The following is a 26,125-nucleotide window of genomic DNA, read 5'->3' on the forward strand; positions in this document are numbered from 1 at the left end:
CTATGTCCGGGGCGAGTTTTGCACGGGCCTTTGAGACTGTTTTCACGCAGCAAAAAGGGGCGAGCGAGACTGTGTTTTCAGGCATTTTCCGCGGGATTATGCCTGCAAAATGGGAACGAGGGCCCGGCGGGCTGACGGCTGGCGACAGGTTTTTCGCAGATCTCCCAGAAGTTGCGACTTTTCAATGCCGGAATGCAAAATAGTGGATGTTGTCTCTTGTTATGATGAATTAACGCACGACGGCAGGCGGGCTGTCTCCTGGCGTCGCCAAACCTCGGGGCTGAGCCTCGGGGGCCGCGGCTGCTAGGCGTGGATCCCCGGAGGGAACCGCTTGTCCGGGACTTGTTTGCTTATCCGCTTCGCCGCGTCAGGCGACCCAACCCATCACCTCCGCGACGAATCGAGATTGGTTCGGTTGTGTTTCGCCTCCCTGCGACCGGGGCGAGTCAGCACGAGGACCGTCTTGCCCGTCAGGGCCGGCGACCGCGGCGATCCGTCGCACTTGGAGACGATCCTCTTGGAGTCAAACGGAATCATGGCCAACCTCAATCGTCCCCGTCGGCCCCGACACGGTTTTACCTTGGTGGAACTCTTGGTGGTGATCGCCATCATCGGGGTGCTCGTGGCGCTGCTTCTGCCGGCGATCCAGGCGGCGCGAGAGGCGGCGCGACGGATGCAATGCACGAACAATTTGAAGCAACTTGGACTGGCGACGCTGAATTACGAAAGTGCTCGAAAGAAGTTGCCGCCATCGAGAGTCGCCGACGGGCACCTCACCTATTTGTCGTTACTGCTCGACTACATGGAGCAGTCGCAAGTCCGCGGGCTATGGGATCTTAAGCGGGGAAATCACGGTTGTTTCTACGATCAAGCGCTGACGACGAGGCAGGCCGTCGTCGACGCCTTCTTCTGCCCGTCCCAGCAGCATGAATCGACGAGCATATTGATCGCGATCGTCCCTGGCGACGGGTCGACTCACGGACGGAGCGATCCGGAGGTGCCCGGCACTCCCGTCGGCTATTACGGTTCGTTGTCCGATTACCGACCGGTCGGAAGTTCGACCTGCAACATCCCTTACAGCGCCGCCAACGGTTCGGCGGCGATCCTGCTGTACAACAGCTTCGACTGGTCAAACTCGCATCTGTCGGATGGCGCGGCGGTGCAGGTTAATCGCGAAACGAATCTTCGCTACGAAGGCTCGACGAAGCGGGTGATCGGCTGGACCGAAGAAATTGGGATCAAAGACGTGACCGACGGGACCAGCAATACGTTTCTGGCCGGCGAGGTTGGGAAGGCTTGGTCGGAGCGGGGACATGCCTTCAACGGCGATCACTACCCGACGTTCGGCGCTGCAGGGCGCGAGCAGCCGTTCTGTCAACGTTGTGACAAGAATGACACCGAGGGGGGCGACGCGGGCTTTGGCGGCAACCACCCGGGGGTCGTGAATTTCGTGATGGTCGACGGCAGCGTCAAACCGGTTTCCCGCGACACGGAACTGTACGTTCTCGATCAGATGTGTACGCGGGCCGGCGGTGAAATGATTGGCGGCGGCCCCATCTGCCCGACTAGGAACAATCCGTGATTGCCGGCGGACGGCTGATGGAGTCGCGACGTATCGGGAATAGCTGAGTGCGGGAGCCAAGCGGACTATGTACTTCCAAGCTGGCAGGTCTGCTTCGCTGCTTCGCTGCTGCGTGGCAATTGTCTTGGTGGCCGCGGGTTGCGGAGGAAGAAACACGGGTAAGGTGACTGGTCGGGTGATCGGTCCCGACGGAGCCCCGCTTGTTCGGGCTCGCGTCACGGCGGCGCCCGTCGGAGAAGGCAAAACGGTTTACGGAACGACGGACGCCGAGGGGCGATATTCGCTGTCGACGGGCAACCCGGACGAAGGGGTGCCGGCCGGCGAATACCGCGTAGGAGTGGTGGAGGATCTCGGCGACCCTGAACTGCATAAGCAGCCGACGATTCCGCGCCGGTACGGCAACCCCGCCATGTCGGGCATCGGTTTCGAAGTGGCCGCGGGCGAATCAAAAACCCTTGAAATTACGCTGGAATCGCGGTGAATGCGGCGATTCCTTGCAAACTGTTGCGAATTGTTTGGCGAGAACCACGAGGGAATTAGGATCGGTTTAGAGGGGCGTTTCCCGCCCTGCGCGATTGATCCGGCGCGTTCTTCTCTGGTCTGAGCTCATCGTCGCGTCGAGGAGGCGGTTCCTCGATCGATATTTTCCGGAACTCGATTACTCATCGCAGGAGACGGCAACGATGTCGCGTCTACGGCATGCTTTCTTTTCAGCCTCGGCGCTCATCGCCCTGGCGAGTTCGACGGCCTTCGGGGCGAACTCTTGGGACGGCCAAGGGAACAGCAATTGGTGGTTCGACTACGTCAACTGGAGCTTAGCGGGCCCCGACACGGCGGTTGACCCGCTGGTCAACGGGTTGCTCCCGCCGAACAACGCGTTCGCGACGCTTGAATTCAACGACACCCAGATCAACGTCGGCACGGGCGCCTGGGACGTCACCGGCGAAGGGGTCGTCTTCGATCCAGACAACGATCCCTTTTATTCCAATCCCGACGTCGTGGACGACAATCTCGTCGACGGCGCCGATTTTCTCGCGCTGCAGCGGCAAGGCAAATCGCCTGCCAACTGGCAGCGGCAGTACGGCGGGACCGGGTACGGCGCGGAGGATATGGCCTATCCGGCCGGCACCGTGAACATCGGCAGCGAGACGCGCAACTACGGCGCGCAGACGTTGTATCGTCTCTACGTGTCTCGAAATACGACGAATTCGAACACGATCACGATCAAGAGCGGCGATCTCTCGATCGGCAGCACGACCATCATCGGCCGCTCGGGCAGTTCGATCGGCAATCAGAATCTTGGTCGGATCGTCCAAACCGGCGGGATCTTTCGTCTGCCGGCAACCACCCTCGACCTCGGGCAAGCCGAGGCCTCGGGCTGGGGGAACGGCACGTACGATTATCGCGGCGGCATTCTGGAAGTGCAGCAGGTGGGCGGGACTCAAGGAATCCGCTTGTCGGCCGGCAGCGCGAGCACCGGCGCCGGGGGCGTCGGCACGTTCATCATGCACAATCCCGCTAGCGGCGGTTACGTGCGGACGTTCGATTTCACCTCGGCCTCGATCGCGAACGACGCCGACGGCGTGACCCGCGGCGTGGGGATCGTCGAATTCCATTTCGAGAACGGCGGGACCCGCCCGATCCAGGTCCAGCGCAATCTGTCGATCAACAACGGCGTCGACGCCACGATCACCACCGCAACGCGGTCGTCGCGACTGAATCTCGTGTTGAACGCAGCGCCGACGTTGAACGCCGGAGTTCCGCAGAACTTGGGGCTGTTCGACGTCAACTTCGGGGGGATTTTTAGCGGGATCATCACCGGGACCGGCGATCTGGGGCTCGACAACGATCCGCTGGTGCATACCAACAACCGCATCTTCTCCGACCTCGCAGGAACGGTCCACTATCAGGAAGGCGACCTCGTTTCGGCCGTGTTCGGCGGCACCCAGTACAACTGGACGATCAGCTACACAGGCGACATCTCGTGGACCGACGCCGACAACAGCGTCGTCGATCAGATTCTCGGTTCGGGCAGCGGGACCGACGTTGTGCTGATCGGCCATAGCACGCAACCGGCCCCGGCGAACGTCGCCGCCGTTCCTGAGCCGGCTTCGGTTGCGTTGGGTTTGTTGGCCGTGCTGGCGGTCCCGACGCTGCGGCGTCGGCTGCGTTGAGTTTACGTTCGATTCGCACAGTGGGTCGGCGGCGACAGACTGTGCGAATCGCTTGTCACCTTTGCACCTTCCGTGAGTGCACCTTTTGTCCTGGAGGAATCGTCTCATGAAGCAATCTATTCTGAGAACGGCGCTGCTGCCGTCTCGAGTGCGTCCATGGACGCGCAGACTCGTCTCTGGCCTGGCGGCCGGGGCGTTGTGCGCGGTCGTCGCGTCGCCGAGTTTCGGCGCGATCTTGCTCAACGACACCTGGGCCGACGGGTCGCGCACCGAGAGCAATCTTCCGACTGAGTCTCCCGTCTATGCGTCGGCCGCCGGGTCGGTGACGATGGCGACCGGTTCGTTGTCCTACGCCCAAAGCGCCAGCAGCCAACGGCTTCACACGTATTTTGCGCCTGTGGGAAGTCCCGTCTCGCTCGCCGTGGGCGATATGTTGACCGCGAAGATCGACTTCGTCCCCAAGGGCACGATCACTGACGTAAGCAACCGGAATTTCCGATTCGGATTGTTCTACGATCCTGACGGGCAACTGCCCAACGACGGACTCAATGACAGCGGCGGTTCAGGCAGCCCCTGGACCAACGCCGAAGGGTACGCCGTCTTCATGCCGATTCAGAACGGCGCCACCGTGAGCACGGCTCCTACCCAGATTCACAAGCGCACCAATCTGACCAACACGAGTCTCCTGGGCTCTGGCGCAGCTTACACGGCGGCCACTGCCGGCGGCACGCCGATCGCATGGGTCGCGGACAACCAGTACACGTTGATCCTGGAGCTTTGCAAGATCTCCGACACTCAGATGGACATCACCGCTTCGGTGTTGGATTCGGCCGGCGGCGTCTTGTCGACGCAAACCGTGAGCGACGACGGCACGACGTTCGGCGCCGCGGCGATCTACAGCAACTTCGACATGCTCGCCTTCCGCTTCTCCTCGGCGAGCGGCACCGCCGACGTCTTGGAGTTCCGGAATTTCCGCATCGAAGCCGGCGCGAAGATCCCCGAGCCGAGCACGATCGTCCTCGCGTCGCTCGCGGCGATTGGTTTCGTCGCGCGGCGGCGTAAGTAACGGCGGCGAACGATTTTCTTCGTTCTCCACGAGCGGCGTCCTGGGGGCAGGGCGCCGCTTTTTTCGACACATTGCGAACCCGGCGAAGAGAAGCAGCGGCATGATCGGCCGGTCGATCAATCTGACGCAGCGGTTGCGGCTCCGGCCCGGACGGAGTTGGCGGAGCGCTGTCGTCGCCAGTGCGATCGTCATGGCGCCCGCCGGCGCGGGGGGTGCGGAGCTTGCCGCGTTTCCTGGCGCCGTGGGACAGGGCGCCGCCGCGGTCGGCGGGCGGGGGGGAGACGTCTACCACGTCACGACATTGGACGATTACCATCCCCGCCGGGACGAGAAGATTCCCGGCAGCCTGCGGGATGCGATCCGCTCGGCCGACGGGCCGCGGACGATCGTGTTCGACGTCGGCGGGACGATCGCACTGAAGGCCCCGCTGCCGATTGAACGCGACAGGCTGACCATCGCCGGGCAAACCGCCCCGGGGCCGGGGGTCACGCTGTGGGGCTATCCGGTCGAGATCGACGACGCGGCTGACGTGGTCGTTCGGTATCTGCGGATTCGACTGGGCGATTTCCATGCGCGCGAGTATCCAGGCAGCAAGCGACAAACGTTCCCCGGCAACAAGGATCTCGACGCGGGGAGCGCCAACGCCCTCGATATTGGCCAGAGTCGCCGGGTGATCGTCGACCATGTGTCGACCAGTTGGGGCATGGACGAAACGCTGTCGGTGACGCGCAGCCGCGACGTGACCGTGCAGCACTGCATCATCGCCGCCAGCCTGAACGATTCGTTTCATCCGAAAGGGCCGCACGGCTTCGGCACGCTGATTCGCGGCGTGTTGACGCCGGAGGATCAACAGCAAAACGCGGGAGGATACTCGTTCGTCGGCAATCTGTGGGCCCACCATCGGGCCCGCAATCCGTCGGTCGGGGGCGAGCAGCATCTGGCACCGGGCAAGAGCGAAGACGAGCGGCGGCGGTGCGACGTCAACTTGGTGAACAACGTCGTGTTCGACTGGGGGGACGGAGCGACCCACCGCAGCGAACTGGGGCAGGTGCGGATCAACCTCGTCGGCAACTACTACGTCTGCGGGCCGGCCAAGGGATCGCGAACCGTCTTCCGCGGCGATCCGAAGGCGCCGACGCAACTGTTTCACTCGGGCAACTACTTGGACGACGATCAAAACGCGAAACACGACGGCAGCTTGCTCGCCGGGGCCGGGGCGGTGCGGTCGTTCGATCGGCTGGAGGACAAGGATCGGTTGGTCGATGGCGAGGGCGGCAGTCCGTTCGGGTTTTACGGCGATCTGGCGAAATCAGCCGTCGCCGCCCCCGCCGCGTATCGCGGAGTCGTCGTCGGCGCCGGCTGCTCGCTGAACCGAGACGCGGTCGATCGGCGCCTGATTGCCGAACTCAGGCGTCGGCAAGGGACCCTGCTCGACTCGCAAGAAGAACTGCGCGGGGCCGACGGCCTGCTGGCGGGGATCGACGATGTCGAGCCGGCGCGCCGACCGGCCGGCTTCGACACGGACGGAGACGGCATGCCGGACGAATTTGAACGCCGCTACGGTCTCGACCTTCGCGACCCGGCCGACGGCGCCAAGCGAACCCTCAACTCCGAGGGGTATACGAACCTGGAGGTTTACCTCCACGAACTGGTCGACCGCTCGACGGGAGAGGCGAAATTGTCGGTGCGGCACAGCGACTGAGCGAGACTTTTTTGCGGAACAGAGATTTGCGGAACAACCGAGGCGATCGACGCATGGTACGACTTGCGGCCAGAATGCGCGCGTGGGGAGCGGTGTTGACGCTGTGTGCGGCGGCGCCCGCGGGGACGCACTGCGCCGAGTTCTACATCTCGCCCGCCGGGAGCGACGCCAACGCCGGCTCGCTGGGGAGTCCGTGGGGGACGTTTCAGTACGCGATCAGCCAAATCAACGCCGGCGATACGCTGCTGGTGCGCGGCGGCACGTACAACTTGTCGTCGCGAATCCGGATTCAAAAGGGGGGAACGGCCGGGGCGCCGATCACGATGCAGGCCTATCCCGGCGAATCTCCGGTGCTTGACTTCGCGGCAAACCCTTCGACGACCGACCGGGGGATTCAACTCGAGCGGGACTGGTGGCATTTCAAGGGGCTGACCGTCCAGAACGCCCCCGACAACGGCATGTGGGTTTCAGGCTCGAACAACGTGTTCGAGCAGCTCGTGTTTCGGTGGAACAAGGACTCCGGGTTTCAACTCTCGGGCGATTCAAGTCGCCAGCCGACGAACAATCTCATCCTCAACTGCGATTCCTACGAGAACTACGACCCGCTGAACCACGGCGAGAACGCCGACGGATTCGCGGCCAAGTTTCGCGAACTGGGGCCGGGAAACGTCTTTCGCGGCAATCGGGCATGGGGCAATTCGGACGACGGCTGGGACTTTTGGGCCGCGGCGCACGGGATCGTCGTCGACAACTGTTGGGCGTTCAAGAACGGCTTCAACATCTGGGGCGATACGTCGTTTCAAGGCGACGGCAACGGCATCAAGCTCGGCCAGGACAGCGGCACGCACGTCGTGACCAACAGTCTCGTCTGGGGCAATCCGGCCAACGGGATCGACGTCAACGGCAACGCGACCCCTAACTCGTCGATCAGCCCGCCCCATGTCCCGCACGGGGTGGTCGTCGACAACAACACCGCGTTCGCCAACGGCAGCCGGAACTTTCGCTTCGACGAGAACTATCCCCACCTCGTGCGGAACAACGTGTCGTTGTCGGGCAGCGTGACGATGTTCGGGCCGGTCGAGGACTCGTTCAACACCTGGAACAGCATCCCCGCGACTGCCGCCGATTTCTTGTCGCTCGACGACTCAGGCGCCACGGGGCCTCGGCAGGCGGACGGCAGTTTGCCGGTGCTCGATTTCTTGCGACTCGCCCCGACCAGCGGTCTGATCGACGCCGGGATCGACGTCGGGCTGACGTTCTACGGAGCGGCGCCCGATTTGGGGGCCTTCGAGACGGGGGGGCCTGCCTACTCGCCCGCTGATTTCAACCAGAGCGGCGCCGTCGACGGCGCCGACTTGGCGATATGGTCAGGCAACTACGGCCAGGGGCCGGGCGCGGGACGAACTGACGGCGATGCAAATGACGACGGCGTCGTCGACGGCGGCGACTTTCTTGCTTGGCAGCGGGAGTTCGTCGGGACGTCCCCCGCCTTGGCGATGGTCCCCGAGTCGCCGTCGAACACGCTCTTGCTCGCCGGAATCGTGGCGTGCGCGACTCTGCTTTCCCGGTCCCGCCTGGGAGTGACTTGCGCGACCGACGCGGGGGCAAGCGATGCCTGCTCCCATTCGTGAACGATGTGAACCGAGATTTGAGGCACTTCGAGATGACTGAACGTATTCTTGCCGTAACCGCTCGGGCGTACTGCTGCCGGGCGTTGGTCGCCGTTGCGATCGGCGCCGCACTTGCGGGGTCCGTCCGCGCTCAACTTCCCTTCTTCCCAGGAGCCGAAGGATACGGCGGGTCCTTTTCCGGGACCGCTCCCGCGGCAGGGTGGTTTTCGAACGCGACCGTTTACCGCGTGACGAATCTGAACGACAGCGGCGCCGGATCGCTGCGCGGGGCGTTCGTCGAAAACAGCTCGAACAAGATCATCATTTTCGACGTCGCCGGAACGATCAATTTGACCTCCGACAATCTCGACATCAAGAATGTGTCGAACTACTACTTAGCCGGCCAAACGGCGCCCGGGCCGGTGACGGTGTACGGCGACATGGTTCAATTGACGCACAGCTCCGGCAAGGAAAACCGCAACATCGTCGTCCGCTATATGTCGTTTCGCAAAGGGACCGGCGACAACAGCGACTCGATCACTTTCGCCGGCAGCGGGTTGGGAACGCACATGATTCTCGATCACGTCTCGGCCTCGTGGTCGGAGGACGAGATCCTGTCGGTCGCCAACAACAATACGAACGTCACGGTGCAGTACTCGCTGATTCACGACGCACTGGTCAACAACCACGCCTACGGCTCGCTCATTCGGCCGCGGATCAGCTCGCAAGTGACGTTTCACCACAACCTGTACGTGAACAACGCCAGCCGGCAGGCCCGGTTCGGCACCTACAACGGCGAAACGCTGACCGCCGATTTCCGCAACAACGTCGTCTACAATTATCGCGACCGCGCCAGTTACGCTGGCGGCAGCAGCGAGTCGGACCGCGAGAAGGCCGACATCAACTACGTGGGCAATTACATCGTCTCCGGCCCGGGAACCCTGAGCAACTCGACGATCGCCTTCACGGTCGACAAGAACATCGATGCACGCGTTTATCAATCGGGCAATTACATCGATCCCGACGACGCCCCCGGCGGTCCGCCGGCCGACGGCGTGCTGGACGGGACGAACACCGGTTGGGGAATGTTCCAAGTGAACCCCTCCGGCAACGGGGTGCTGATCCAGCAGGCGACCCCCTTCAACACCCCGCCCGTCACGACGCAGACGGCGCCCGACGCGTACCAGCAGGTCGTCAATCACGTCGGAAACTGGTGGTGGGACCGCGACGCGATCGACACGCGCGTGATTGGCAACGTGACGAATTTCACGGGCGTGCCGCTGGCTGCGGCGGCGCCCCTCGCCGGCGAACTCAACGGGCTTCTCAATGCTCCGACGCTGACCCACCCGGCCGATTACGACGTCGATCTCGACGGCATGGCCGACGCCTGGGAGGCGATGCACGGCGGCAATCTCGTCTGGAATGAAGACTTCGACAACGACGGCTACATCAACCTCATCGAGTTCATCAACGATCTGGGGGCGTTTCCCGCTCCGGCGCCGATCGTCTTTACCGGCGGGCTCAGCAACCGTTACGCCCGCATCGAAAACTGGCGCACCGACGACGGCGGCGTCACCGCCGGCTCGATGTGGCAGCCGTCGCGGTTCGATTTGGCCGTCATCCAGGATACGAGCGTCGTGGTCGACGCGGTCGGCCAGCACGCCGGCATGTTGCTCGTCGGCGGGCAGGTCGGCCAGTCGGCGACGCTGAGCATCACCAACGGCTGGCTCCGCGTGGCCGAGGAGGCCGTCATCGGATCGCCCACGGGCGCCGGGACGCTCGTGCTTCATTCGGCCGGCAAGCTGATCGCTCCGCTGGTGATGGTCGAAGCCGAAGGGGTCGTCACCGGCAGCGGATTGATCGAGGGGACGCTTGCCAACTCGGGCCTCGTTTCCCCTGGCAACTCGTCCGGCACGATCCAGGTGACCGGCGACTATCTCCAGGACGCCCTGGGAACGCTGTCGATGAGCATCGCCTCGGCGAGTTCGTACGACCGGCTCGTGGTCGGCGGCGAGTTGATCGTCCAAGGAACGCTGCGGGTTGAGCTGGACGGGTACGTGCCCCAAGCAGGCGACTCGTTCGACCTCCTTGATTTCAGCTCGGCCCTCGGCGAATTCTTCCTCGATCTGCCGACGCTCGGCGGCGGGTTGACGTGGAATCCCAATTCGTTGTTCACGACCGGCGAGTTGTCGGTTGCGGACGGGGGGCTGGAGAACGCCGACTTCAACAATGACGGAACTGTCGACGGGTCCGACTTCCTCATCTGGCAGCGGGGAGCCGGGGCCGCAGGGGGGCTGGCGGCCGGCGACGCCGACGGCAGCGGCTTTGTCGACGGCGACGATCTGGCGATTTTCCAGACTCAGTTCGGGACGGGCCCCGACGCAGTCGAGGCCTTGACGGCAGTTCCTGAACCGGCCGGCGCGGTTGTCGCACTGCTCGGACTGGCCTTGGCCGCGGGGCGTCGTTGGCGCAACTGCGGAGTCGCCAGAGGAGCTGGCGAGGAGTGACCGCCGACGGCAGGTCGGGTATGCTATGAGAACTGGCCGAACTAACCCGCTCAACTTTGACGGAGGCGGTTCTCATGAACGAGGCGATGCGGCGGCGCGTCCTTCCGGTGCTCGCGATTGCTATTCTTGGCGCTCCCCAAGTGACGCAGGGTGCGTGGTCCCCCCGCGTGAGACCAGGGCAAAAGCTTCATATCGGGGTTGAGCAGCTTCAACTTCCCGGCTTTCCCGACTACTACACCGCTCCTCCCGGATCGAATACGCTCCGCCTGGGCGGCACTGCCGGCTACTTTCGATTGAGCGGCGTTACGCTGCAACTGTACGAGGGCCCGACGCTCGTGGCGTCATTGTACGCACCAGAATACGGTGGATTGACGTCCGCGTTCGTCACTCCGTCGAGCCCGTGGGGATTGGGGCCCACCGCGGTCATTGATTTCACGTCGCTGTTGGCGGGCAACTTTCGCGGTCAACTTGTCGTGATTCCTTATTTTTCGGCGCCGGATGGGTATTACGAGATCAATCCCGAGTTTGTCGTTGGGCAAGCGAACGATTTCAACAGCTTCGTCGCTCCTGGCAAAACTTTGTATAGCGGCGGAAGCCGTGTTTCTCGGATCCCGGAGCCCTCGTCGATTGTCTTAGGGCTGCTCGCAGCAGGAGGGACCGTCTGCCTGGCGCGCAAGTCGGGAATCGTGGCACGGCCGTAACGAGTGTCGCCTGATGCGGAGGTTTGGGCGAAGGACTGTGCTGCGATTGCACGCAAGGGAATGCTCGTGCCGTTCAAACCGGGGCCCCATGTTCAGGCGGCTCCAGCCGACGAGCTTCCGATGCTCCGCCATTTTGGCAGGGGGATCGCTCCGCCGTGCGTCCGGCGATGCGAAGCTGCTGTCTTCGTAACATGCATGCTCATAACGTCTTGCGTCATGATTCGACGCTTGATTTTCTTCCGGCACGTCGCTTGCACTCTCCCGCGGGACACCTGGGTGCGCCTGCCGTTTTGGCGCGGTCGACGCCCGGATCACCCCCGGCCAGCGGCCGGGGGCTCGATGAACACGCACGTCTCGGCGATCGTTCGCCGTCTCGCACACGCTTCACGCAGTTCCGTCTCACAGGAGGATCCGTTCGTGCCCAAGCAAATCGTATTCGAGGACGACGCCCGCAAGCCGCTCGCGGCCGGCGTCGAAAAGCTGGCCCGCGCCGTCCGCAGCACGCTGGGCCCCCGCGGCCGCAACGCGGTGCTCGACAAGGGGTGGGGCTCGCCCAAGGTGACCAAAGACGGCGTCACGGTTGCGGAAGATATCGAGCTGGACGACCCGTTTGAGAACCTTGGCGCCCAGTTGGTCAAGGAAGCCGCCAGCAAGACCAACGACGTCGCCGGCGACGGCACGACGACCGCCACCGTGCTGGCCGAAGGGATCTTCCGCGAAGGGTTGAAGATGCTCGCCGCCGGGTGCGACGCCATGGCCCTCAGTCGCGGGTTGCACAAGGCCGTCGTCGCGGTGACCGACGCCATCCAGAAGATGGCCGAGCCGATCGACGTGAAGGACAAGAAGAGCCTCCAGCAAATCGCCTCCATTGCGGGGAACAATGACCCGTCGATCGGCAGCGTGCTGGCCGACGCGTTCGGCAAGGTCGGCAAGGACGGCGTGATCACCGTCGAGGAAGGCCGCTCGAACGAAACGACGGTCGAGGTCGTCGAAGGGATGCAGTTCGATCGCGGCTATCTCTCTCCCCATTTCGTGACCAACGAAGACGACCTGTCGGCCGAGCTCGAGAACTGCCTCGTGTTGGTCTATGAGGAGAAGATCTCCAACGCCAAAAGCCTGGTGCCGATTCTCGAGGCCGTGTCCAAGGCGGGCCGACCGCTGCTGATTATCGCCGAGGACGTCGAGGGCGAGGCGCTCGCCACCCTGGTCGTCAACAAGCTGCGCGGCATCGTCAACGTGTGCGCGGTGAAGGCCCCCGGCTACGGCGATCGCCGCAAGGCGATGCTCGGCGACATCGCCACGCTGACCGGCGGCACGGCGATCTTCAAGGACCTGGGGATCAAGCTCGACGGCGTCCAGCTTTCCGACCTCGGCAAGTGCCGCAAGGTGTCGATCAGCAGCGACAACACGACGATGATCGGCGGCGGCGGCAAGAAGGATGCGATCGACGGCCGGGCCGAGCAGATCCGTCGCGAAATTGAAACCACCGACAGCGACTACGATCGCGAGAAGCTGCAAGAACGACTCGCCAAACTCGCCGGCGGCGTGGCCGAGATCAAGTGCGGCGCCGCGACCGAGACCGAGATGAAGGAGCGCAAGGCGCTGCTCGACGACGCCCGGGCCGCGACCAAGGCGGCGCTCGACGAGGGGATCGTCCCCGGCGGCGGCGTCGCGCTGTTGCGGGCCGAGAAGGCCCTGGCCAAGCTTGGCCTCGCAGGGGACGAAGCCCATGGCGCCGAGATCATCAAGAAGGTGCTCGATTACCCGCTGCGGTACATCGCCGAGAACGCGGGGGTCGACGGGGCGGTGGTCGTCAACCGCGTCCGGCAGCTCAAGGGGAAGAACGACGGCTACAACGCCGACAAGGACGAGTACGGCGACATGCTCGCCGCGGGGATCATCGACCCCGCGAAGGTGGTGCGGACCGCGCTGCAGAACGCTGCGAGCGTCGCGGCGTTGCTGCTGACGACCGACTCGCTCGTGACCGAGATCCCCAAGGACGAGGAGCCCGCCGCCGGCGGCCATCACCATGACCACGGCATGGGCGGGATGGGAGGCATGGGAGGCATGGGAGGCATGCCGGGAATGATGTAAGCGAGCTCCTCATTGCCGGTTCAATAAGCCGGAACCAACGTTCGAGCCCCGGTTGCCTGGGGTTGCCAAAGTTAACTTTCCAATGACCTGCGGGTCGTCGCCGACACAGGTCGCGGCGATCGCGGTTGAACCAAGCACTCTGACAGCAGGAATATCAAGTCATGGCCAAAATCAAACTTCGTCCGCTCGATGATCGCGTCGTCGTGAAGCCCCTGGACGCCGAGGAGGTGACCGCGGGCGGGATCGTGCTTCCGGACGCGGCCCGCGAGAAGCCGCAACGCGGCAAGGTCGTGGCGGTCGGCGCCGGCAAGTTGCTCGACAGCGGCGCCCGCGGCGAGCTGTCGGTCACCGTCGGCGACGAGGTGATCTTCGGCAAGTACGGCGGGTCGGAAGTCGAGGTCGACGGCGACGAATACAAGATCCTCCGCGAGAGCGACATCCTGGCGAAGGTCGTCGGCTAAGCCGCAAGCGAAGGGATCGACGTCCCTGTCGCCGCGAGGCCTTGCCTCGTCGGCGCGCTTCCTCGCCTCGTCCCTAACCACGCAACCAACTCACAAGGAATCGCAGTCGTGGCAAAACAACTCATGTTCGACGACGCCGCACGGGCCAAGCTGCTCCGCGGCGTCGACAAGCTGGCCGACGCGGTGGCCGTCACCATGGGCCCCACCGGTCGCAACGTCATCATCAACAAGTCGTTCGGCGGCCCGACGGTCACCAAGGACGGCGTCACGGTCTCGAAGGAAGTCGAACTGGAAGACCCCTTCGAGAACATGGGCGCCAAGCTCGTGCACGAGGTGGCCGACAAGACCTCGTCGCTGGCCGGCGACGGCACGACGACCGCCACGGTGCTCGCCCGGGCGATTCTCCGCGAGGGCGCCCGCAACATCGTCGCGGGCAGCAACCCCATGGCCGTCCAGCGCGGCATCCGCAAGGGGGTCGAGGCGGCCGTGGCCAAGCTCGACGAGATGGCGAAGAAGGTTTCCAGCAAGGAGCAGATCGCCCAGGTCGGTTCCATCAGCGCCAACAACGACCGCGTCATCGGCGACCTGCTGGCCGACGCGATGGAGAAGGTCGGCAAGGACGGCGTCATCACCGTCGAGGAAGGGAAAACGACCGAGACGACCCTCGAGTTCGTCGAGGGAATGCAGTTCGACAAGGGCTACATGTCGCCGTACTTCATCAACGAATCGGCGACGATGGAAGCGGTCCTGGAGAACGCCTACATCCTCATCCACGAAAAGAAGATCAGCAACCTGCGCGACCTGTTGCCGCTGTTGGAGCAGGTGAGCCAGAAGGGCAAGCCGCTGATGATCATCGCCGAGGACGTCGAGGGCGAGGCCCTGGCGGCGCTGGTGGTCAACAAGCTGCGGGGCGTGCTGAACGTCGCGGCGGCCAAGGCGCCGGGCTTCGGCGATCGCCGCAAGGCGATGCTGGGCGACATCGCGGCCCTGACCGGCGGCACACTCATCAGCGAGGACCTGGGGATCAAGCTCGAGAACGTCAAGCTCGAACACCTTGGCAAGGCCAAGAAGGTGTCGGTTTCCAAGGACGCCACGACGATCGTCCAAGGCGCCGGGGAGAAGGGCGAGGTCCAGAAGCGGATCGATCAAATCCGCAAGGGGATCGAGAACACCACCAGCGATTACGATCGCGAGAAGCTGCAGGAACGGCTCGCCAAGCTCACCGGCGGCGTGGCGATCGTCTCGGTCGGCGCTTCGAGCGAAGCCGACATGAAGCAGAAGAAGGCCCGCGTCGAGGACGCGCTGCACGCGACCCGGGCGGCCGTTGAAGAAGGCATCCTCCCCGGCGGCGGCGTGGCGCTGTTGCGGTGCAAGGAGGCGGTCGAGGCCGCGCGGTCCGGCGCGAAGGGGGACGAGAAAATCGGCGTCAACATCGTCGCCGACGTGCTCGCCGCCCCGCTCAAGCAGATTGCCGACAACTGCGGTCTGGACGGCAGCGTCATCGCCGACGAAGTGAGCCAGAAGTCAGGTTCGCAAGGCTACGACGCCAACGCCGGGGCGTACGTCGACATGTACAAGGCGGGGATCATCGACCCGGCCAAGGTGGTCAAGACGGCTCTCACCAATGCGGCGAGCATCGCGGGGCTGATCCTGACGACCGAGGCCCTGGTCACGAACTATGATTCGAAGGACCAGGACAAGAAGGCCGTCGTCGGCAGCGTGCGGTAGTCTTCGCAGGTCGGGCTTTCCAGCCTGACGTGTTTGCCGACAGTGACGAGAGGCAGGCTGGAAAGCCTGCCCCGCGAATTCGCCGGGCCACTCGATCGCAACCGCGGCGAGTGGCCCGGCTGTTGTATCGATCCTCTGCTTCACCATTCGCCCGTCAGACGTCCTCGACCGTGGCCACGACTCGCGACTATTACGAAATCCTCGGCGTCGAGCGCTCGGCCGACGGGGCGACGATCGCCTCGGCGTATCGCAAGCTCGCTGTGAAGTATCACCCGGACAAGAATCCGGGGGACGAGGAGGCGATTGCGCGGTTCAAGGAGGCGAGCGAGGCGTTCGAGATCCTGAACGATTCCGACAAACGCTCGCGGTACGATCGGTTCGGACACGCGGGTGTGCAGAACGGCCACGGCGGCGGGGCCGGGTTCACCGACGTCGAGGACATCTTCGGGGCGTTTGGCGATCTGTTCGGCGATCTGTTCGGCGGGCGGGGTCGCAGCCGCCGGGTCCGCAAGGGCCGCGACGTGCGGTGCGAGACGACCCTGACGCTGGAAGAGGCCGCCGCGGGGGTCGCCAAGACGGTCGAGTTCCAGCGCCACGAGACCTGTGCGACGTGCGACGGCTCGGGCGCGGCGCCGGGGAGCGTCCGCGAGGCCTGCTCCTACTGCGGCGGTCACGGGCAAGTGATCCAGCAGGCCGGCATCGTGCGAATGCAGACGACCTGTCCGGCTTGCCGCGGCGAGGGCTCGACGGTGAAAAGCCCTTGCCGCGCATGCCGTGGAAAGGGTCGCACGCTCCACACGGCCCAAGCTGAGGTGCAAATCCCCGCGGGGATCGACGACGGGATGCAAATCCGCATCGCCGGCCAGGGAGAGCCGAGCCCCAACGGCGGTCCGCCGGGCGACTGCTACTGCGTCGTCGCGGTGAAGCCTCACGAATTGTTCGAGCGCGAGGGACAGCATCTGATCTTCCGCATGCCGATCACCTACTCGCAGGCGGCCCTGGGGGCGCGGGTCGAGGTGCCGACGCTCAGCGGTCGTGCCGAAATCGAGGTCAAACCCGGTACGCAGTCGGGCGAGGTCTTTCGTCTCCGCGGGCAAGGGTTGGTCGACCCCCGTCGCCCGGGACGGGGCGACTTGCACGTTCAGGTGACGATCGACGTGCCGAAGAAACTGTCGGCCGAGGAGGAGACGCTTCTGCGGCAATTGGCCGAGTTGGAGCAGACGCACGTCGCCCCGCACCGCAAGTCGTTTATGGAGAAACTCAAAGAGTACTTCTTGGCGAGCGAGGAAGAGTGAGACCCTCCTGCCAAGCGACGGACGGTCCCAGCCGCCGTTTCGACCCCCCGCTACGGCGTTGGAGCGGGCCAAGTCACTACGCGGGCGCCGACGCCCGCCAGAGCGAAGAGAACGGGGTAAGACGATGAACAAGCACGGCGAATCAACTGCTGACGAGACGACGGCCGATGACGCGGCGCAGATGGCCGAAGAGTACGCGGCGGCGGTCGAGCCCGGCGAACCCGAGTCAGCCGCGGGCGATCAGCCGGCCGACGAGTCGGCGACGCTTCGCGAGGAACTGTCGGCGGCTCGGGATCGGGCGCTGCGACTGCAGGCCGAGATGGAAAACTTGCGCACGCGGACGGCACGCGAGTTGGCCGACACGACTCGCTATGCGGCGCTGCCGTTCGCTCGGGATTTGCTCCCCGTGCTCGACAACATGGAGCGGGCGATCGAAGCGGCGGAGAAGGACGCCTCGTCCGGCAACCTGCTCGACGGGTTTCGACTGGTGCGGCAGCAGTTGCTGTCGGTCCTCGCGCAGTATCAGGTCGAGCCGATCGAAGCCGCCGGACAGCCGTTCGACCCGCAGTTCCACGCGGCGATCCTTCAACAACCCTCGGACGAGGTCCCGGCGAATCACGTGCTCCTGGTGGCCCAAGGCGGCTACCGCCTGCACGACCGCGTGGTGCGCCCCGCCCAGGTGATCGTGTCGTCGGGGAAGAGCGCGTCTTGAGGCACAGGCTGGTTCGCTGCCCATTATCAATCGCCATTCACCTCTTGCCTTCATCCTCCATGCCCACTTACGACTACGAATGCGACGCTTGCGGCCATGCGTTTGAACTGTTTCAGTCGATCAGCGAGCCTGTGAAGCGGAAGTGCCCCGAGTGCGCCAAGCCCAAGCTGCGCCGCTTGTTCGGCACGGGCGCCGCCGTGGTGTTCAAGGGGTCGGGTTTCTACCAGACCGACTATCGCAGCGAGTCGTACAAGAAGAGCGCCGAGAAGGACAAGCCATCGTCAAGCGATTCGGGAGGCGAGGCCAAGAAGCCCGACGCCGGCGACTCGAAGCCGAAGAAGCCCCCCGGCAAGGGCAAGAAGGAGGGGGGCAAATAACCTGTCGGTTCGGTCAGCCGAGTTCCCTTCCCATTTTCAGGCTTCTCCTCCCCCCATGGTTCTGATGCGCTGCCCGGTGTGCGAGTGCGAGTTCGACCCCGCGTCCCGAGCGACGACGCCGTTCTGCAGCGAGCGTTGCCGGACAATCGACCTGGGGCGATGGCTCGACGAAGGCTATACGGTGCCAGTGGTTCCCGATCCGGAAGCGGACGAGAAACCGGAACTTCCCTGGATCGACGACGAGGTCGAGTAACCGCGTCCCCGGCGGGGGGCGACTTAGGTTACAATGACGACGAACCGCAAACCGCCTCGCGCGTGCCTGGCGTGTTCGCATGTCCGTCTTGCATCACTCGTCAATGGGTTTCGCCATGCGTTCGAACACCGCGAGCGTCGTCGGCGCCGTTCGTTGGGCTGACGTGTTTCCTGGGTTGCTGTTGGTGCGGGCCCTGCGGGTCGCCATGTCGCCCGGGGTAATCATCCTGGCGATGCTGGGGGTCGCGACCGTTCAAGTCGGCTGGCGCCTCGTTGACGCGGCGATCGTCCAGCCTGATCCGGGCCCCTCGTTTTCTCAATTGCAGTCGCCGCCCGCGGTGTTCCCGAGGGTTGCTGACGACGCGCCTGTGGCCTCGGACCGGCTCTACGAATCGCTCGCGCCGCACATCTGGGTGGGCCCGCTCGTGCGAGCGTGGGCCTGGGCGATTCAGCCGCTCACGCGGCTGGTCGACGCAAGCGGGTGGCGACAGGTCGTTGGGTTCCTGCTGGCCGGGGTCTGGACGATCGCGGCGTGGGCCTTGTTCGGCGGGGCCATTGCGCGGATCGCCGCCCTGTCGCTTGCCCGGGGAGAATCGATCGGACCGCTCGCGGCGCTGCAAGCGGCGGCAACCCGCTGGACCGCGACCGCCGGGGCGCCGACGTTCAGCTTCTCCTTGATCGCCGCCACATGCGCCGTGCTGGCTGTTGCGGGGTTCCTGATGCGGGTTGACGTCCTGGCGGCCTTGGGAGGCCTGTTCTGGTTCGTCGCGTTGGCCTTCGGGGTCATCGGGGCGGGGTTGACCCTGTTGCACCTCGTCGGGTTCCCGTTCATGTGGGCGACCGTCGCCGTGGAGCGGACCGACGCCTTCGACGCGGTGAGCCGGGCCTGGGCTTACTCCTACTCGCGGCCGCTCCATTTGGCGACGTTCGTCGCGTTCGCGTCGCTCATCGGGCTGTTGGCCGAAGCGGTTCTCGTGCTCTTGGTCCAGTGGGCTGTCGCGGGGACCGAGTTCGGATTGAGCTGGGGCGCGGGGGCCGAACGAGTCGCCGAGCTCACGGCCGAGGCCGCAGGCGACGAGCAGCCGGGCGTGCTCCTGGCGGCCGCGGGGCGCGGCATGCGAGCATGGAACGGCCTGCTGTCGGCCGTCCCGCCGGCGTTCGCGGTCGCGTATCTGTGGTCGACCGGCGTGGGGATCTACTTGCTCATGCGACGGATGGTCGACTCGACCGAACTCGACGAAGCCGCGTTTGACGAAGGATCCCCCGAGCCGCGCATTCCCAAGCTGATCGACGATCCGCAAACGGGCGTCCCGCAGGTCGACCCGGCGCCGGAGGGGGCGACCGAGTAACGCACCCTTCGCAGTTCGCTCGCAGAGTCGCCGCTGCGGTGCGCTTCAGGTCTGCAGAACTGCTCGCAGGATCTGTTCGGCGTCGCGATCGAATTGGCCGCGGGTGACGACCGCTGCACAGCCGGCCGCTTGCGCCGCGGCGAGCAACTGCTCATGAACATGGGGGCCGCAGGCCACCAGCGGCGGAGAGTCGGAAGCGGAATGCCAAGCGGCGGCGAAGTCACGAATCCCGCTGCCGACGGTTCGCAGATCGACGACGACGACCGCGGTCTCGGCAGCGTTCCAGTCGAGCGCAACGCTGGCCGACCCGGCGGTGACGAGCCGCAACTCCAACGCCGTCGCGACCCCGGCGAGCCGCGAGGCGAGCATGAGATCGGTGCTGACAAGCCCCAGTTGCATCATGGCTCGGTGCTGGGCGGCTCGTTGAACGCCTAGACGGCGCCGGGGCCGATTTGGCCGTCGCTGATTTGGATCGTCCGCTCGAGCGGCAAAACGAAGATTTTGCCGTCGCCGATATTCCCGCCGCCGGGCGTGCGGGCGACCTTTTCCAGGCACTCGACGGTCCGCTCGACGAAGTCGTCGTTGACGGCGATTTCCAGCGAAACCTTTCGCAACAGGTTCGTCTTGTACTCCGCGCCGCGGTACATTTCGTCGAGGCCCCGCTGCCGGGCGAACCCCATCGCGTCGGCGACCGTGAACCGCGTCACGCCGATTTGCCGCAGCGCCTGCTGGACGGCTTCGAGTTTGGTCGGCTGGATGACGGCGATGAGCAGTTTCATGGGGCGTGGCGGCGGCTGGCCCGCGGCGGAGGTTCTCGGCGTGGAGCTTAGCATAGCCGACCTCGACAGGCCGACAAGCGGAGCACACTTGCGAACCGGGGCGTGGAGAACGAACCAGGATGATTGGCGACAGCGAAGAACCGCTGGTCCGTGCCCTGGCCTCTCGGTGGCTTGCCGAGCGGCCGGTCTCGGCAATTGAGTCGCTGACGGTTCCCGGAGCGTTCAGCGGGGCTCGCATCTGGCGAATCGTCGCGGGAGACGCCGCGTATGCCTTGCGACGCTGGCCCTCGACCAATCCCGGGCGAGCGCGGATCGAGGCCGTGCATCGTTTTCTGCGTCATGTCGGTCAGCGCGGCGTCCAATTCACGCCCCATCCCGTCTCGACCATGCACGGGGGCACGACGTGGGAGCAAGCCGGGGCGCTGTGGCACCTGGAAACATGGCGACCCGGCGAGCCCGATTTGAGCGAGCCTTCGGACGAGCCGCTGCGGCAGGCGGCGGCCGCCCTTGCGCAACTGCATCTTGCCGCGGCGACCGGGGCGCCGCTCGATGAGCAGGGGAGGGGGGCGCGGAACGGAATCTCCCCGACGCTGGCCGAGCGCGCCGCTCTGGCCGAGCGGCTGCTGCGGGGCGAGCTCAGTGAGATCGCGACCGCGGGCTGGCCCGCAGCCGCTCCGCAGCAGCGGGAGGCTGCGCTGGTCGCACTGGGACAGGTTCGCCGGCTGCTGCCGGAGGTCGTTCGGCAGTTGCATCCCTGGCTGCGTCGGGAACTGCCCCTTGCGTGGCGCCACGGCGACCCTCGCCGCGAGCATTTTCTGTACGCCGCCGGCCAAGTCGCCGGCCTCGTCGATTTTGGCGCCGCGTCGGTCGACGCCCTTGCGGCCGATACGGCGAGGCTGCTGGAGAGCTGGTGCGGAGCCGACCGCGAGCGCTGGCACGTCGGGCAGGCCGCCTACGAGGCAGTCCGCCCGCTCGAATCAGCCGAGCAGGATTCTCTGGAGCCGTTGCGCACCAGCGGGCTCGTTCTGGCTGCAGCGCGGTGGCTGCGGTGGCTTGGCCCCGCGTCCGGTCGTTTCAGCGGCGCCGCTGCCCAGCCAGGGTGGCGCCGGCTGGGCCGATTGACCGAACGGTTGGCCGCGCTCCCAACCCAGTTCTGAGGGCGTCAGTCTCGTCGAGAACGGCCGCGAACACTGGGGAGCGGGGCGGTGTCTACGCCCCGTTGGAGGCGTCGAGGCGTGGCCTGGGGGCTTCGTTGCATGACGGACTTCCGCCACGCTTCGCGAGGAGCCTGTGCGACCTCCGCCCGCTGTCACCCGTGGTAGCCGCCCTGCCGGGAGGCGGTTATATTGGGCGTTTCTCGGCCCTTCCCATGGGCAGCGTGGGGGGAGGCGGACCGTCGCGATCACAAGCACAAACCACGCGAAGTTGACATGGTGCGCGTCGCCGTTTTGGGGGCCAGCGGTTACGGAGCCCGCGAGCTGCTCAAGTTGCTGGTGCGGCATCCTCAGGTCGAAGTCACGGCCCTGACCACCCGGCAGGACTCCCGTCCCCATGTCGCCGAGGAGCACCCCTGGCTGCGGGGGCTGCTCGATCTCCGGTTGGAGAACCTTTCGCTGGAGGCGGTCGCCGAGCGAGCCGATTGCGTTTTCTGCTGCCTTCCCCACGCGGCGAGCGCAGAGGCGGTCGCCCCGCTGTTGGACCTGGGCAAGCGGGTGGTCGACTTCAGCGCCGACTATCGGCTCGACGATCCGGCCGTTTACCAGACGTGGTACCAGCACGAGCACCCCGACCCCGCGCGGCTGCCGACGACGGTCTACGGGCTGCCGGAGTTGTACCGCGAGCGGATCAGGCCGGCCGACCTTGTGGCGAACCCCGGGTGCTACCCAACCTCGGCGATCTTGGCGTTGGCGCCCTTGCTGAAAGCGGGGCTCGCCGCGTCTGAGGGGATCATTATCGACAGCAAGAGCGGCGTCAGCGGCGGGGGACGAACTCCCAAGCCGGCGTTCCATTACCCCGAGTGCAACGAGAGCGTCTCGGCCTACGGCGTCGGCAGCCACCGCCACACGCCGGAAATCGATCAGGTGCTGACGGACTTCGGCGGCCAACCGACCGAGGTCGTCTTCACGCCTCACCTTGTGCCGATGGATCGAGGCATCTTCACCGCAGCGTATGCACTGCCGACCGGCCCCGACGTGACGGCGAACGACGCCTTGGCGGAACTGCGGCGGTTCTATGTCGACGAGCCGTTCGTCCGTGTGCTCGACGATTTGCCGGCCACCAAGAACGTCGTCGGCGGCAATTGGTGCGACCTGACCGTGCGGTTGGTCCGCGGCCGGTTGCTGGTGCTGAGCGTGATCGACAATCTGGTGAAAGGCGCTTCGGGCGCCGCCGTGCAGAACCTCAATTTGATGTACGGTTTCGAGGAAACGACGGCGCTGCTTTGATCGGGGCAAGGTCCCGTGGCGATGCGGTCAACGAGGCAGAACTGGCATTCGACGATTGACGGCGACACGAGCGAGCGATCCGCGGCCCGGAGCAAGCCTCGCTCGCCGAGCGCTTTCATAGAACCCAACAAAGCACGAGTTGACAAAGCGCTCGTCCCGACCGCGTGTCTTTCGGCAATCGGCTTAGCGACCCAACTCAGAGAGGAACGATTGATGGTCGAGCATTTGCCGCAGGGATTTCGGTGGGCGGGGGTCCACTCGGGGGTGAAGCGGAATCCGCAGAAGCAGGACTTGTCGCTGGTGCTTTCCGACCGCCCCGCGACGGCCGCGGGCGTCTTCACCCAGAATCTCGTCTGCGCGGCGCCGGTGAAGCTCTGTCGCGAGCGGGTGCCGGGCGAAGGGCTGCGGGCCGTCGTCGTCAATTCGGGCAACGCCAACGCCTGCACCGGCGACCAAGGAGATCGCGACGCCGCCGAGACGGCCGGTCACGTGGGGATCGCCTGCGACGTCGACCCCGCGGCGACGCTTGTCCTGTCGACCGGCGTCATCGGGCGACTCATGCCGATGGATAAGATCGCCGCCGGAGTCGCTCTGGCCGCAGGGGAATTGAGCGCCACCCTCGAGCACTTCGAGCGGGCCGCGCGCGGCATGATGACCACCGACACGCATCCGAAGCTCTGTTCGCGGCGGATCGAGATCGACGGCACGCCGATCGTCGTGGCCGGCATGGCCAAGGGCGCGGCGATGATCGGTCCCAATTTGGCGACGATGCTCGCAGTCGTTTGCACTGACGCCGCGCTGTCGCCCGCCGACGCACAGGCGGGGCTCAAGGACGCCGCCGACGAGTCGTTCAACTGCATCAGCGTCGAGGGGCACACGAGCACCAACGATACGGTGGTCCTGTTGGCCAACGGCGCCGCGGGGGGGCCGCGCCTTTCCGGGACGGGGCTCGCCAAGTTCCAAGCTACTCTGGTCGAGGTCTGCGAGGAACTGGCGATCATGATTCCCAGCGACGGCGAGGGAGCCACGCATTTGATCACCGTCGAGGTTCACGGCTGCCGCACGCGCACCGATGCGGTGAAGATCGCCCGGACGATCGCCGACAGCCCGCTGGTGAAGACCGCAGTCACGGGGCACGACCCCAACTGGGGCCGCATCGTCTCGGCCGCCGGCTATGCGGGGGTTCCGTTCGACCCGACCAAGGTCAGCTTGCTGCTGAACGGCTCGCTGCTCTACGAGCACGGTGCTCCCGTCGTGTTCGACGCCGCGGCCGTTTCAGCGGCGATGAAAGCCGACCGCAATTGCGGGTTGGTTCTCATTCTGGAGGAAGGCGAGCAATCGGCCCGCTTTTGGACCTCGGACCTGACTGCCGAGTACGTGCGGCTCAACGCAGATTACACGACCTGAGCGGTTCGTACGGACTCGTCAGCCAAGGGATTGGCCCGGCTCGCTCGGCGCCACGGCCTCGGCTCGTTTTGCCAGCGCTGCCAGCGGGTCGCCGACGAGGCGATACCGCAGCCACTCCGAGTGCCGCACGGCGCCGAGCGATTCGTAGACGTCGATCGCCGACTGATTCCAATCGAGGACGGCCCATTCGAGTCGGCCGCCGAGCTGCGCCGCTTCGGCCGCCACCGCCGCCAGAAGCTGCGACCCGGCCCCGCGTCCTCGATACTCGGGCCGCACGAAGAGATCTTCCAGATAAATTCCCTCGCGTCCCAGGAACGTCGAGTAGGTGCGGAAGTAGATCGCTGTCCCGACGGTCTCGCCGTCGTCCGTTTCGGCCAACAACGCCGAAGTCGCCGATTGCGGGCCGAACATCGTCGCCTGCAGCAGGTCCTCGGTGACGACGACCTCGTGCGTCAACTGCTCGTATTCGGCCAACTCGCGGATCAGGGTCAGGATCGTGGCGGCATCGGAGACGACGGCGGTGCGGATTCTCACACGAGCTTTGAACTCGGCCCGCCCTGCTGCGGGGAGGTCGCCAGCGCTCGGTTCCGGAGCGGTCTCGTCCATCTCGAGTTGATCTACGCCTTGCTCGCCGTTACCAGAAACGCCGGGTTGAGGGCGTCGAAATACAGGCGATCGAGTTGTTCGGCCCCCCGCGAAAGGTTGAGCATCAGCACGGCGACTTCCGCGGCTTTGTCCTTGAGCGCGACGCGAGCCTCGTGGACGCTCTCGAGGCTTCGCACGCTCGCCACCAGTCGTCCCCCGGAGCGCAGCCGAGCGAAGGCCAGTTCGGCCAGCCGGGCGACCTCGCGGCCGCTCCCCTCGATGAACACCGCGTCGGGAGCGGGGAGCGATTCCCAGCACTCGGGGGCACGACCGAGAACGGGAGTCACGTTGCCCACGCCGAACCGAGCGGCGTTCTCGCGGATGAGTTCAATGTCCTCGCCGTCTTGTTCGATCGCGAATACCTGACCGCCGGGGGAGATCTGGGCCGCCTCGACGCTCACCGACCCGCTCCCCGCGCCGACGTCCCACACGACTCCTTGCGAGCCGAGCGCAAGCTGGGCGAGGGCCACGGCCCGCACTTCGGCGGGGGTCAACAATCCGTGCTTCGGCTTCGACTGGACGAACAACTCGTCCGGGTTGCCGAACAGGCTGCGGATCGCCGGGTCGCGAGGTTGGTCGGGGGCGCTCCCTGTGCGGACCAGGATCATCACGTTGAGCGGCCCGAACTTCTGCCCGGCGATGTCGGCGAGCGAGCCGCGCGTGACGCATTCGTTGCGGGCGCCGAGGTTCTCGCAAACGTAGGCGGTGAAGTAGTCGATCCGCCGATCGAGCAGCCCCCGGGCCACCGCGTCGGGACCGCACTCTTCGGTCGTGAACAGGCCCGCCTTGGCGACGGTGCGAATTCGCTCGACGACCGCCTCCAGGGAATGATTGGCGAGATTCGTCAGATACGCCTCGTCCCAGCTTTCCTTCACCCGCGCGAACGCCAACTGCATGCTGCTGACATGCGGAATGATCTCGCAGCGATCCTGCCCCAGCTTGTCGCAGAAATATCGGGCCAGACCGTAATAGAGCGGGTCGCCCGAGACGAGCACGGCCGTTCGGCCCCGGGCCTTGCCGATCGCCGTCGCCGCGGCGTCCATGTCGGCGCCCAGGACGAACCGTTGCGCCGAAGTCTGGGGGATGAGCGTCAGGATCCGCTCGGCGCCCACCAGCAGATCGGCGTCGAGGATCAACTGCCGCACGTTCTGCGGGGCGCCTTCGAGGCCGTCGTCGCCGAGGCCGATGATCGAAACCGGAGGGGCGGACATAGGACGTGGCGCTGTCAGGCGGGAGTCGG

The 26,125-nt window shown here is 65.4% G+C and carries 23 protein-coding genes; 19 read left to right on the forward strand and 4 right to left on the reverse strand.

Annotated features, from left to right (window positions below; translation table 11 throughout):
* Window positions 1-463 precede the first annotated feature (463 nt).
* The 16 genes from KF688_06530 (at window position 464) to KF688_06605 (ending at window position 19,610) form a co-directional block, all read left to right on the forward strand.
* A complete protein-coding gene (locus tag KF688_06530; protein MBX3425317.1) occupies window positions 464-1,582 on the forward strand; it encodes a DUF1559 domain-containing protein in 1,119 nt (372 codons plus the stop codon).
* 175 nt (window positions 1,583-1,757) lie between these two features.
* A complete protein-coding gene (locus KF688_06535) occupies window positions 1,758-2,063 on the forward strand; it encodes a carboxypeptidase regulatory-like domain-containing protein (GenBank protein ID MBX3425318.1) in 306 nt (101 codons plus the stop codon).
* Between the two features lie 202 nt (window positions 2,064-2,265).
* A complete protein-coding gene (locus KF688_06540; protein MBX3425319.1) occupies window positions 2,266-3,756 on the forward strand; it encodes a hypothetical protein in 1,491 nt (496 codons plus the stop codon).
* Between the two features lie 106 nt (window positions 3,757-3,862).
* Entirely contained in the window at window positions 3,863-4,822 is a 960-nt protein-coding gene (locus tag KF688_06545; protein ID MBX3425320.1) for a PEP-CTERM sorting domain-containing protein, read from the forward strand.
* Between the two features lie 100 nt (window positions 4,823-4,922).
* Entirely contained in the window at window positions 4,923-6,524 is a 1,602-nt protein-coding gene (locus KF688_06550; protein ID MBX3425321.1) for a hypothetical protein, read from the forward strand.
* Between the two features lie 53 nt (window positions 6,525-6,577).
* Window positions 6,578-8,155, forward strand: coding sequence for a right-handed parallel beta-helix repeat-containing protein (locus KF688_06555; protein ID MBX3425322.1), 1,578 nt, complete (start codon window positions 6,578-6,580; stop codon window positions 8,153-8,155).
* A gap of 32 nt (window positions 8,156-8,187) precedes the next feature.
* Window positions 8,188-10,641, forward strand: coding sequence for a hypothetical protein (locus tag KF688_06560; protein MBX3425323.1), 2,454 nt, complete (start codon window positions 8,188-8,190; stop codon window positions 10,639-10,641).
* Window positions 10,642-10,715: 74 nt separating this feature from the next.
* The gene (locus KF688_06565; protein MBX3425324.1) at window positions 10,716-11,342 is read left to right on the forward strand and encodes a hypothetical protein; all 627 of its coding nucleotides are present in this window, start codon (window positions 10,716-10,718) and stop codon (window positions 11,340-11,342) included.
* A 339-nt stretch (window positions 11,343-11,681) separates the two neighbouring features.
* Entirely contained in the window at window positions 11,682-13,436 is a 1,755-nt protein-coding gene (groL, locus tag KF688_06570) for a chaperonin GroEL (protein MBX3425325.1), read from the forward strand.
* 161 nt (window positions 13,437-13,597) lie between these two features.
* Window positions 13,598-13,897, forward strand: a complete 300-nt coding sequence (gene groES, locus KF688_06575) for a co-chaperone GroES (GenBank protein MBX3425326.1) — start codon at window positions 13,598-13,600, stop codon at window positions 13,895-13,897.
* A gap of 108 nt (window positions 13,898-14,005) precedes the next feature.
* Window positions 14,006-15,625 carry a chaperonin GroEL gene (gene groL, locus KF688_06580; GenBank protein MBX3425327.1) on the forward strand — a complete coding sequence of 540 codons (1,620 nt, stop codon included), beginning with the start codon at window positions 14,006-14,008 and terminating at the stop codon, window positions 15,623-15,625.
* A gap of 170 nt (window positions 15,626-15,795) precedes the next feature.
* On the forward strand, window positions 15,796-16,920 hold the full coding sequence (gene dnaJ, locus KF688_06585) for a molecular chaperone DnaJ (protein ID MBX3425328.1): 1,125 nt from the start codon (window positions 15,796-15,798) through the stop codon (window positions 16,918-16,920).
* A 124-nt stretch (window positions 16,921-17,044) separates the two neighbouring features.
* Window positions 17,045-17,632 (forward strand): nucleotide exchange factor GrpE, encoded by a 588-nt coding sequence (gene grpE, locus KF688_06590; protein MBX3425329.1) that lies wholly within the window; start codon window positions 17,045-17,047, stop codon window positions 17,630-17,632.
* A 59-nt stretch (window positions 17,633-17,691) separates the two neighbouring features.
* Entirely contained in the window at window positions 17,692-18,009 is a 318-nt protein-coding gene (locus KF688_06595) for a zinc ribbon domain-containing protein (GenBank protein ID MBX3425330.1), read from the forward strand.
* A gap of 55 nt (window positions 18,010-18,064) precedes the next feature.
* Window positions 18,065-18,262, forward strand: coding sequence for a DNA gyrase inhibitor YacG (gene yacG, locus KF688_06600; protein MBX3425331.1), 198 nt, complete (start codon window positions 18,065-18,067; stop codon window positions 18,260-18,262).
* Between the two features lie 115 nt (window positions 18,263-18,377).
* Complete coding sequence (locus KF688_06605) at window positions 18,378-19,610, forward strand: hypothetical protein (GenBank protein MBX3425332.1); 1,233 nt, start codon at window positions 18,378-18,380, stop codon at window positions 19,608-19,610.
* 45 nt (window positions 19,611-19,655) lie between these two features.
* On the opposite strand, the gene KF688_06610 is transcribed toward KF688_06605, so the two are convergent.
* A complete protein-coding gene (locus KF688_06610; GenBank protein ID MBX3425333.1) occupies window positions 19,656-20,012 on the reverse strand; it encodes a hypothetical protein in 357 nt (118 codons plus the stop codon).
* Window positions 20,013-20,041: 29 nt separating this feature from the next.
* On the reverse strand, window positions 20,042-20,389 hold the full coding sequence (locus KF688_06615) for a P-II family nitrogen regulator (protein MBX3425334.1): 348 nt from the start codon (window positions 20,387-20,389) through the stop codon (window positions 20,042-20,044).
* A 119-nt stretch (window positions 20,390-20,508) separates the two neighbouring features.
* Between KF688_06615 and KF688_06620 the strand changes: the two genes are divergently transcribed.
* From KF688_06620 to argJ, 3 genes are all read left to right on the forward strand, one after another.
* The gene (locus tag KF688_06620; GenBank protein MBX3425335.1) at window positions 20,509-21,546 is read left to right on the forward strand and encodes a phosphotransferase; all 1,038 of its coding nucleotides are present in this window, start codon (window positions 20,509-20,511) and stop codon (window positions 21,544-21,546) included.
* A gap of 273 nt (window positions 21,547-21,819) precedes the next feature.
* Window positions 21,820-22,833, forward strand: coding sequence for an N-acetyl-gamma-glutamyl-phosphate reductase (gene argC / locus KF688_06625; GenBank protein MBX3425336.1), 1,014 nt, complete (start codon window positions 21,820-21,822; stop codon window positions 22,831-22,833).
* Between the two features lie 213 nt (window positions 22,834-23,046).
* A complete protein-coding gene (argJ, locus tag KF688_06630) occupies window positions 23,047-24,240 on the forward strand; it encodes a bifunctional glutamate N-acetyltransferase/amino-acid acetyltransferase ArgJ (GenBank protein ID MBX3425337.1) in 1,194 nt (397 codons plus the stop codon).
* An 18-nt stretch (window positions 24,241-24,258) separates the two neighbouring features.
* On the opposite strand, the gene KF688_06635 is transcribed toward argJ, so the two are convergent.
* Both KF688_06635 and cbiE read right to left on the reverse strand, forming a co-directional pair.
* A complete protein-coding gene (locus tag KF688_06635) occupies window positions 24,259-24,846 on the reverse strand; it encodes a GNAT family N-acetyltransferase (protein ID MBX3425338.1) in 588 nt (195 codons plus the stop codon).
* Between the two features lie 11 nt (window positions 24,847-24,857).
* Window positions 24,858-26,096, reverse strand: coding sequence for a precorrin-6y C5,15-methyltransferase (decarboxylating) subunit CbiE (cbiE, locus tag KF688_06640; protein ID MBX3425339.1), 1,239 nt, complete (start codon window positions 26,094-26,096; stop codon window positions 24,858-24,860).
* Between the last annotated feature and the right edge of the window lie 29 nt (window positions 26,097-26,125).

The sequence above is a fragment of the Pirellulales bacterium genome (assembly GCA_019636345.1).
Lineage (GTDB): Bacteria > Planctomycetota > Planctomycetia > Pirellulales > Lacipirellulaceae.